Annotated in this window: 7 protein-coding genes and 2 pseudogenes; 4 read left to right on the top strand and 5 right to left on the bottom strand. The window is 55.9% G+C overall.

What is annotated here, in order from left to right:
• Nucleotides 1-646: Tn3 family transposase (locus BOP96_RS28675; protein WP_138726258.1), on the top strand; the 646-nt coding region annotated here is incomplete at its 5' end.
• Nucleotides 647-694: 48 nt separating this feature from the next.
• Here the strand turns inward: BOP96_RS28675 and BOP96_RS28670 are convergent.
• The 5 genes and pseudogenes from BOP96_RS28670 to BOP96_RS28650 all read right to left on the bottom strand — a co-directional run bounded on the left by BOP96_RS28670 (nucleotide 695) and on the right by BOP96_RS28650 (nucleotide 5,717).
• Complete coding sequence (locus BOP96_RS28670) at nucleotides 695-1,432, bottom strand: carbonic anhydrase (protein ID WP_034011920.1); 738 nt, start codon at nucleotides 1,430-1,432, stop codon at nucleotides 695-697.
• Between the two features lie 746 nt (nucleotides 1,433-2,178).
• The gene (locus BOP96_RS28665; protein ID WP_011711661.1) at nucleotides 2,179-2,655 is read right to left on the bottom strand and encodes a DM13 domain-containing protein; all 477 of its coding nucleotides are present in this window, start codon (nucleotides 2,653-2,655) and stop codon (nucleotides 2,179-2,181) included.
• A gap of 195 nt (nucleotides 2,656-2,850) precedes the next feature.
• A pseudogene (locus BOP96_RS28660) lies at nucleotides 2,851-3,513 on the bottom strand (transposase); the annotation flags it as partial.
• A 31-nt stretch (nucleotides 3,514-3,544) separates the two neighbouring features.
• Nucleotides 3,545-4,756 (bottom strand): annotated as a pseudogene (locus tag BOP96_RS28655) (Tn3 family transposase); the annotation flags it as partial.
• Nucleotides 4,757-4,799: 43 nt separating this feature from the next.
• Nucleotides 4,800-5,717 (bottom strand): recombinase family protein, encoded by a 918-nt coding sequence (locus BOP96_RS28650; RefSeq protein WP_047306926.1) that lies wholly within the window; start codon nucleotides 5,715-5,717, stop codon nucleotides 4,800-4,802.
• A 200-nt stretch (nucleotides 5,718-5,917) separates the two neighbouring features.
• On the opposite strand from BOP96_RS28650, the gene BOP96_RS28645 reads away from it, so the two are divergent.
• The 3 genes from BOP96_RS28645 to BOP96_RS28635 all read left to right on the top strand — a co-directional run.
• Nucleotides 5,918-6,157, top strand: coding sequence for a ribbon-helix-helix domain-containing protein (locus BOP96_RS28645; RefSeq protein ID WP_034011918.1), 240 nt, complete (start codon nucleotides 5,918-5,920; stop codon nucleotides 6,155-6,157).
• Complete coding sequence (locus tag BOP96_RS28640) at nucleotides 6,157-6,567, top strand: putative toxin-antitoxin system toxin component, PIN family (RefSeq protein WP_034011919.1); 411 nt, start codon at nucleotides 6,157-6,159, stop codon at nucleotides 6,565-6,567. Before BOP96_RS28645 ends, BOP96_RS28640 begins: the two co-directional genes overlap by 1 nt.
• Before the next feature lie 3 nt (nucleotides 6,568-6,570).
• Nucleotides 6,571-9,017 (top strand): Tn3 family transposase (locus BOP96_RS28635; RefSeq protein ID WP_073454679.1); only part of this gene is annotated, 2,447 nt, incomplete at its 3' end.

Genomic DNA, 9,017 nt, shown 5'->3' with positions numbered 1-9,017 from the left:
CTTGGCCGATGTCGGCGGCACCCGCTTCTGGCGCACACGCCCAGAAGCGGATTACGGCAAGCTCAACGGACTCGCCCGGCAGTCGGTCAAGCTCGACCTGATCGCGGAACACTGGGATGACCTACTACGCCTAGCTGGTTCACTCAAGCTCGGTCGAGTGCCGGCGACCGGCATCATGCGCACGCTGCAAACGGGAGATCGTCCGACCCGCCTGGCCCAAGCGCTGGCAGAGTTTGGGCGGATCGAGAAAACCCTGCACACACTGACCTACATCGATGATGAGTCCAAGCGCCGCGCCACCCTGACCCAACTGAACCGAGGCGAAGGTCGGCACAGCCTGGCCCGTGCCGTGTTCCATGGCAAACGCGGCGAGCTTCGCCAGCGCTATCGCGAAGGTCAAGAGGATCAACTCGGTGCTTTGGGCCTGGTGGTGAACATCATCGTGCTGTGGAACACCCTCTACATGACGGCAGCTGTGGAACGGCTAAAGCAGCACGGCTACCCGGTGCAGGAAGAGGATCTGGTTCGGCTGTCGCCGCTGATCTTCGAGCATATCAATATGTTGGGACGGTACTCCTTCGCGGTACCGGAAGAAGTCGCCCGAGGTGAGCTACGGCCACTGCGTAATCCAGAGGAAGACCTGTAGCTGTTTGTGATCGAAAGCGGCCATGCCCAGGCTGACGGTTATTTATTCTCAGGTAAAGAACTCAACCTCTCCACCCACAAGCTTATAGATAGCGCCTACAATTTTTATTTTCCCATCCTGCTCGAGCTTATTCAGGGTGGGGCTGTGTTGACGGATATCGGCCAGCGTCATCTTGATGTTGGTGCGGGCAACGGAATCGACAAAGTCATAGTTGTCAGCCGTACGCTCACCTGCGTATGCCGTTTCAGTAATTGCCGGTTTAATTTTGCTCAGCAATCCAGTCAGGTTTCCCAGTTCGGCGTTGGCAATGGCACCCTTCACCGCACCACAGGAGGTATGCCCCATCACCACTATTACCTTGGCCCCTGCCAGAGCACAGGCAAATTCCATGCTGCCGAGAATGTCTTCGTTTTCCACATTGCCAGCCACACGGCAGTTAAACGTTTCACCAATACCGGCATCCAGCAGGATTTCCGCCGGAGCGCGCGAATCAATACAGCTTAAAATTACCGCTGACGGATACTGCCCCTTTTGACTGGCGCGCTTTTGCGCCAAATAGTCATGCTGCTGCATTTTGCCTTCACGGAAACGCAGATTGCCAGATTTCAGGCTTTCAATGACCTCATCCGGCGTCATTTTATCTCGCTCTTCTTTGCTAAGCGCTGCGGCAAAAGACACTGAAGGCACAGTTAACCCGGCCACTCCAGTAATCGCCAATGTGGAAAGGGCAGCTCCGCGCTTGAGCAGCATGCGGCGGGATGGGTGTTGCGGGTCAGATTGGCTCATTGTTCAGCTCCTAGATTGTGGTGTTGGGCCACATTAACTCGGATGCACATTGCCGTAAGCAATACTTTCGAAAAGTACGGAAGATCAATCGAGGGAATTGCCTAGGAAGAAGGCTCTGAGCGGAGGTGGTAAGGCTTACGTTGGTTTTTGGTTCCATTGCTCCCCAAACCCCCACCTCATCTTCTTGTAGATCAAAGTGTTTGTGCAGTAGTGCCACGCCAAATCTGTCTATGCAGTTGTGCTTTTTCAATATTTCAAATATTTCATTTAGACATGGCAGGTCCTCATCGTCTATGGGTCTAACATTGTCGATATGGTTAATTTCACCCCACAGTAAAGAAATCATTTTATTTATCTCCACTATGAACGTTTAACTAGCGAAATGTTACAGATTTAATAGGGGTCTTAGTCTGCGAATCTTCATGGGAGACGGGACTAATCAGAGCCCTCGCTCTTGGATAACATTAGACGCTCGCGCGCAAAATTCCACCCATTCCGATAAGGCGGCGTATAGAGCCTTAGCGGCATCTGAGGTTGGCGCGTACTTATCTCTGTCGCAAGCCCATCTGGTGAACCGCTTCAGGGTATGCAGGCATCGTAGTCAGTGTCTGAGGGTCGGTTGAGGTCAATTTTGACTTCAAGAATCTAGACGTGGAGGGGAGGCCTCATGCCCGGCAAGACTTTAATTTCCATTGGCATGAGGCGCATGTTATTCGTGAACAGGCAAGATCCAAGTTTAAGCTTGTTTACTGATATTTTGCGGAGCCGATGAACTTAGAGAAATGCTCGCACCATATTTGGACCGTTGTAAACTCGTTGACGTTGACGCTTGCAGGAATGGTTTTCTTGAAATTCCCGAAGTTTTTCAATTCGCCAATCAGAATTGCTTCTTTCTTTATGTCCAAAAACGATTCTTTGTCGGTGGCTTGTTTCTTTGTCAGGTAAATTTTGTAGTCTGGACCAGGTGCTACATCACCTTTAAATACAATTTCGTTATCCGTAACAAAAAGTTGTCCATTCGCCCAGTGAAGGGCGTCGCTGCCTTTCTGATCTTTCTTGAACTCTCCGCTATACTTTGCCACCTTTTGCACTTCTTCAATTTCGGCGATGGTGGCGTTTTCTTGTGCTGTCAAAATCGGAAGTATATAGATCCCTAGCCCAACTCCCGCGCCAAACAGAGCCAGGTGGGACGCGAGCAGAATTATTTTTAATTGCTTTTTCATGGGTTGCCTCATGCAGTGAGTTATTTGGTGTGTCCATCACAATCCATTAGTTCGAACAGGGTGCGGTATGTGCTGATAGCGATATTGTTAGTGGGGTGCTAGCTTAGCTACCATGACTGTGTTGGATGAATGACAGGTGTAAAAATAGATGTCTCTTACGGTAACTGTCAAGGTATCTGTCGCCCTGTTTGATTTTTATGCAGCTATTTTCTCTACCTCCCTAACTACTCGGCGCTCTGGGTTTAGCGATACTAATGTCACAGGATGCCAGTTGCGGGTGTCACCACTCCAGCGCTCAGGATGCGCAGCTCTGGCTGCAAGGTTGAGCGCATGTCTCTTGGCTAATATGGCTTTGTCTTCTCCTGTGTGGCGCTGCATCGGCGTCACGAAGCGGATAGCACTGTGGCGGTGCTCATAGTTGTACCACTGGACGAAGCCGTGCACCCAACGCTGGGCAGCTGATAGGTCAGCGAAGCCACTGACGGGGTAGTTCGGCACATACTTGCAGGTGCGGAACAGAGCCTCGGAGAAGGCGTTATCGTTGCTCACACGCGGTCGACTGAACGAAGGCTGGATCTGCAGATCTCTCAGCTTCTCAAGCAAGGTGACGCCTTTGAAGGGGCTGCCGTTATCAGCGTGCAGCACCAGAGGCTGGCCTACCATGTTTTCGGCCAGCACGGCTCGTTCAATGACACGGCGTGAGTTAGCTGCAGACTCCCCCAGAAAGGCTTCCCAGCCCACGACTTTACGGCTGAAGATGTCGAGGATCATCACCAGATAGTAGTAGGTACCCTTGGCTGGCCCAGGAAGCCAGGTGCAGTCCCAGGACCATACCTGGTTGGGGGCGATTGCTGTATGGGGTTGTACGCCGGAATCCCAGAAATTTCCGTCAGCCCAGCTCCAGTCCCGCCACGAGCGCATCCAGGTCGATGAACTTGCCGTCAGTCTGGAAGGTGTAATGCCCGTTCAGCAGGATGTGCCGCCAGGCCGCTGGCGACATCTGCGTGATCAACGCCAGCGCCTTGGCATTGCCAGCTGCCTCGTACTTCGTCAGCAGCAGGGACAGGATCGCCGAGTTGTAGAAGATGATCGCGTTGCCGATCAGCCTGGCGCACTGGTTGCTGATCTCGATTTCGATGTCGGTGCGGCCGGTCAATTCCTTCTTCCCACCGACTTGGGCGATGGTCGAGCGTAGCTGGTGATAGGACTCAATGCGGTTCTGCGAGCGGTGAACATTACGCTCCAGTTGCGGGTCGCGCAGGTAGCGCAGTGTGTAGATACTGCGGATGAGCTTGTCGAACTCGAAGATTGCGCGCCGCGTCGGGTTCGGCGCCGTATAGGTGCACAGCTTGCGGATCAGCGTGCCCTGCGTCATTTCCTTCAGGCCCAGTGTGGCGACGATTCGGTCGATGTTCGCCTTCTCACCGACGATGAGTTGCCGGTCGATCTGGCCAGCCGGCCGGATCAGGCATTTCTCGTACAATGCCAGATCATCGGCGCAATACAGCTCCTGCAACTGGTCGTCGAGGTCGGTGAAGCGCGGCTCGAAACGAAGTCCGAACCAGTGCAGGATGGCGAAGTTGGCCTTGTTGATGCTGTGCATGTCGCCGGTGATCGCGCTCGGCACGATGTCCGACGTGTTGCGGTACCAGATGTCGAACACGTGGTGAGCCTCGTACTCGTGTGCGCCTATCAGGTAGCCGTTCAACGGCACGTGATTGCACAGCAGCGTGTAGGCGACGACGCCCTTGCCGCGGCCGAAATATTTGCGCGAGTAGCGCGCCTTCACAGTTGGTCGCTCGACGCCGAATTTCTGCCCATCAACGGCACCGTACAACGAATCGAGGTCGAACGAGTAATGCGGGAAGATCGGCAGTGCGGCGATGGCGTTGCTGATGCAATCGTTGGCCACATGTAGCGTCGCCTGGCGCAGGTACTGCTGGTAGGTACTCTCCAGGACGTGGTACGGGATGTCGCTGGTACGTGCCATAACCTGGTTGCCGTGGTTCATGGCTTGGGCAATGATCACCGCCATCAGACTGTCGGCGTCGGCTACCTTCTTCGCATAGCGTGGCTGCAATGGTGTCAGCGCCGACAGGAACTGGGGGTTTGGGGAGCAATGGAACCAAAAACCAACGTAAGCCTTACCACCTCCGCTCAGAGCCCTCTTCCCAGGCATCCGCCTCGATAAAACAATTGCGCATCTCGGCTTCCTGGCTGATCTCGGTCAGCAGATCATGTACCGTCTTATCCAATGCCTCATCATTGCGATATGGAATGCTCAGTGCGTAGTTGCCCGACTCCAGTGGCTTCATGCCATAGGGTTCCAGGCAGTAACGCTCGATGTTCTCTTTTGCCCGCTTTTTGCCACGCACGAACTTGCTGTTGTTCTCGACGGCCAGGCGCAATATGACCGTCGCGATCCGTTCGGCATCGTCCACTGCCGGTGGGACTGTAATGTCGAGATGCAGGGAGATTTTTGTGGGTACGCCGATCGTTATGCCGCGATGCCGGAGGTAGCGGTAAAGCGTACTTTTGGAGATGTGCAGTTTCTTGCCAATGGCGCTCACACTTAACCGTCCCTCGCGGTACAGCGTTTCTGCGGCCATAGCTGTCGCTTCGGCTTGAGCTGGCAACCCCTTCGGACGGCCACCGACTCGACCACGTGACCGTGCAGCGGACAAGCCGGCCTGTGTGCGCTCACGAATCAACTCGCGTTCGAACTCTGCCAATGAAGCGAACAGGTTGAACACAAAGCGCCCTTGCGCGTGAGTGGTATCGATGGGGTCATTCAGACTTTGCAGGCCAACGTTACGAGCGGCCAATTCACCGACCAGTTCGACCAGGTGCTTGAGTGAGCGTCCCAGACGATCCAGCTTCCAAATCACCACGGCATCACCGGCTCGCACATGAACCAATAATTTATCCAGTTCCGGACGTGCGCTTTTTGAGCCGCTGGCAACGTCTTGATAGATCCGCTCGCAGCCTGCCTTTTTCAGAGCATCGATCTGGAGGTCTGCGTTCTGATCCCGAGTACTCACCCGCGCATAGCCAATTTTCATCAGAAGTACCGTTTACTCAACAGATAAATTGAAAATAGAACCTTGATTAACGATACCAGTATTTAAAACCATAATGAGGCTTAACTCAGAGCAGGGCTGGTCTTCCGTTAAAGTTCTATAAAACGAGGGTTTTATCGAACCATTGCGAAGCGGCAAGGAACGGGTGTATAAACACACAAACACCTGTTATTGGAGAAGTCATGAACACCACTCGCTGGAACGTCGCCGTCTCTACCGACACCGACCAATCGCTTCGCATGTTTCTGGCCAGCCAAGGCGGTGGCCGTAAGGGCGACCTGTCGCGCTTCATCGAAGAGGCGGTGCGGGCACACATCCTGGAACTGAGCGCTGAACAGGCCAAGGCTTTCAACGTCCATCTAAGTGAGGCAGAGCTGACCGACGCGGTTGATGAAGCGCTCGACTGGGCACGTAAACGCTGATGCGGGTTGTATTGGATACCAACATTCTATTCAGCGCGCTGATCTCACCGCATGGGGCCCCTGATGTGATCTATCGGGCCTGGCGTTCGGCTCGCTTCGAGGTAGTAACCTCACGGGCACAGCTCGATGAGATTCGGCGCGCTAGTCGATACCCCAAGCTTCAGGCCATCCTGCAGCCTGCCAAAGTCGGAGCCATGATCAACAACCTGCAACGCGCAGTAGTATTGGAGCGCTTGGTCATCGAGGTTGAAGCCGATGATCCGGATGATTCATTTCTGCTGGCCATGGCCTTGGCGGGCAATGCGGACTATCTGGTGACCGGTGATCGCCGCGCCGGCCTCTTGCAGCGCGGGCATATCGAACGCACGCGGATTGTCACCCCCGCGGTGTTCTGCGCCGAGGTACTGTGATCCATGCCGGTCGGCTTTCTGACCCAGGAGCAGCGCGACGGCTTTGGTCGCTACATCGAGGCACCCAGCCGTGATGAACTGGAGCGCTACTTCCACCTGAGCGATGAAGACCGTGAAGCCGTCCAGGTACTACGCGGCAACCATAACCGCCTGGGCTATGCCGTTCTGCTGACTACCGTTCGCTTCGTGGGTGTTTTGCCGGACAAGCCCGTTGCTGTGCCGGTGGAAGTCCTGCATGTACTTTGTCGGCAATTGGCAATCGCCGACCCTGACTGTCTTGCGCGTTACAGCGATCATCGTCGCTGGATACATACGGCCGATATTCAAGAGCGCTATGGCTATCGCCACTTTACAGACCCTGGCATCGGCTTTCGTTTGAGCCGATGGCTGTATGCCCTCTGCTGGACAGGCACAGATCGGCCTGGTGTGCTGTTTGAACGAGCCGCCTCATGGCTGTTCACACAGAAAGTCCTATTGCCTGGGGTTTCCCAGTTAGAGCGTTTCATTGCCCAACTGCGTAGCCGCGTTGAAGAACGCCTCTGGTACACCTTAGGCCGCAGCGTGACCGAGGAACAGAGACAACACCTACAAGACTTGCTTCTGGTGGCTGAAGGCAACCGCAGTTCCCGGCTGGATCAACTACGCTCCGGCCCGGTGATGGTCAGTGGCCCTGCTCTGATTCGGGCGCTGCGTCGGCTGGATGATGTGCGTGGGTTGGGTATCGCCTTGCCGCCGGCTGCACATATCCCGCCCAGCCGTATTGCAGCCCTGGCCCGCTTTTCCAACACGGCCAAGGTCACGGCCATCAATCGACTGCCGGCGTCGCGCCGGTTGGCGACGCTGGTGGCGTTCGCGGTTTCCCTTGAAGCCAGTGCGCACGACGATGCGCTGGAAGTTCTGGAGGCGCTACTACGTGATATTTTCAACAATGCGGAGAAGGCTGACAAGAAAGCCCGGTTGCGTAGCCTAAAAGACCTGGATCGATCGGCGGCAACACTCGCTGCTGCGTGCAAGGTCGTGCTGGATAGCTCGATCAGCGATGACAACGTCCGTTCCCAGCTGTTCAACGACCTGCCACGTGTCAGGCTGGAGAAAGCCCTGGAAGAGGTCACTGCGTTGATCCGTCCGGCCAACGATGTATTTTACCTCGCCCTGGAGGAGCGCTACCGCAGTGTGCGCCGCTTCCTTCCCGATCTTCTGAAACATATTCGCTTCGGCTTCAGTCCCGCCGGCAAGGGGGTGGCGGCTAGTCTGGACTGGTTGCAACTGAATCTACCTCGCAGGAAGCCCGAGGATGACGCGCCGCAGGAGATTGTTGCCAAGGCCTGGCAGAACCACATCACCCGCGAAGATGGCTCCCTCGACATGGGCGCCTATGTCTTCTGCACGCTCGATGCACTACGCACGGCCCTACGCCGCCGCGATGTCTTTGTTGCACCCAGTTGGCGCTATGCCGACCCGCGTATCGGTCTGCTCGATGGCGCAGAATGGCTGTCGGCGCGACCGATCATCTGCCGCTCACTGGGCTTGACCATCGACGCCAAAACCACTTTGGACGCTTTGTCTGCTGAGCTGGATTCAACGTGGCAGGCGGTTGCCGCCCGACTTCCCGACAACCCGGCCATCCAGCTAAGTGAGAGCGCAGAGGGTAAAACCGAGCTGTCCCTCGGGGCGCTGGACAAGTTGGAGGAGCCAAACTCGCTATTGCAACTGCGTGCAGCAGTGGCCGACTTGATGCCGCGTGTCGATCTGCCGGAAATCCTATTGGAAATCGCGGCCCGTACCGGCTTCGCTGAGGCCTTCACCCATGTATCCGAACGCAATACGCGGGCCGACAACCTGGTGACAAGTCTGTGCGCCGTGCTGCTGGGAGGCGCCTGTAACACCGGCCTGGAGCCATTGATCCGCAACGATAACCAAGCGCTGCGCCGTGATCGGCTGTCGTGGGTCAGCCAGAACTATCTCCGTGACGACACCCTGTCAGCAGCCAACGCCATTCTGGTGTCGGCGCAAAGCCAACTGGAGCTGGCTCAGATCTGGGGCGGCGGCGAAGTGGCCTCCGCCGATGGCATGCGTTTCGTCGTACCAGTGCGCACCGTGCATGCTGGGCCCAACCCGAAATACTTCGGTACCGGCCGGGGCGTCACCTGGTACAACCTGATTTCCGACCAGTTCTCCGGCCTGAACGCCATCACAGTACCCGGCACCTTGCGCGACAGCCTGGTACTGCTTGCGGTTGTGCTGGAACAACAGACCGAATTGCAGCCCACACAAATCATGACCGATACCGGTGCCTACAGCGATGTGGTGTTCGGGTTGTTCCGTTTGCTCGGTTATCACTTCTGCCCGCGCTTGGCCGATGTCGGCGGCACCCGCTTCTGGCGCACACGCCCAGAAGCGGATTACGGCAAGCTCAACGGACTCGCCCGGCAGTCGGTCAAGCTCGACCT

Source organism: Pseudomonas sp. FSL W5-0203, from assembly GCF_001896155.1.
Lineage (GTDB): Bacteria > Pseudomonadota > Gammaproteobacteria > Pseudomonadales > Pseudomonadaceae > Aquipseudomonas > Aquipseudomonas paracarnis.
This window is presented reverse-complemented; position numbering and strand designations above follow the sequence as displayed.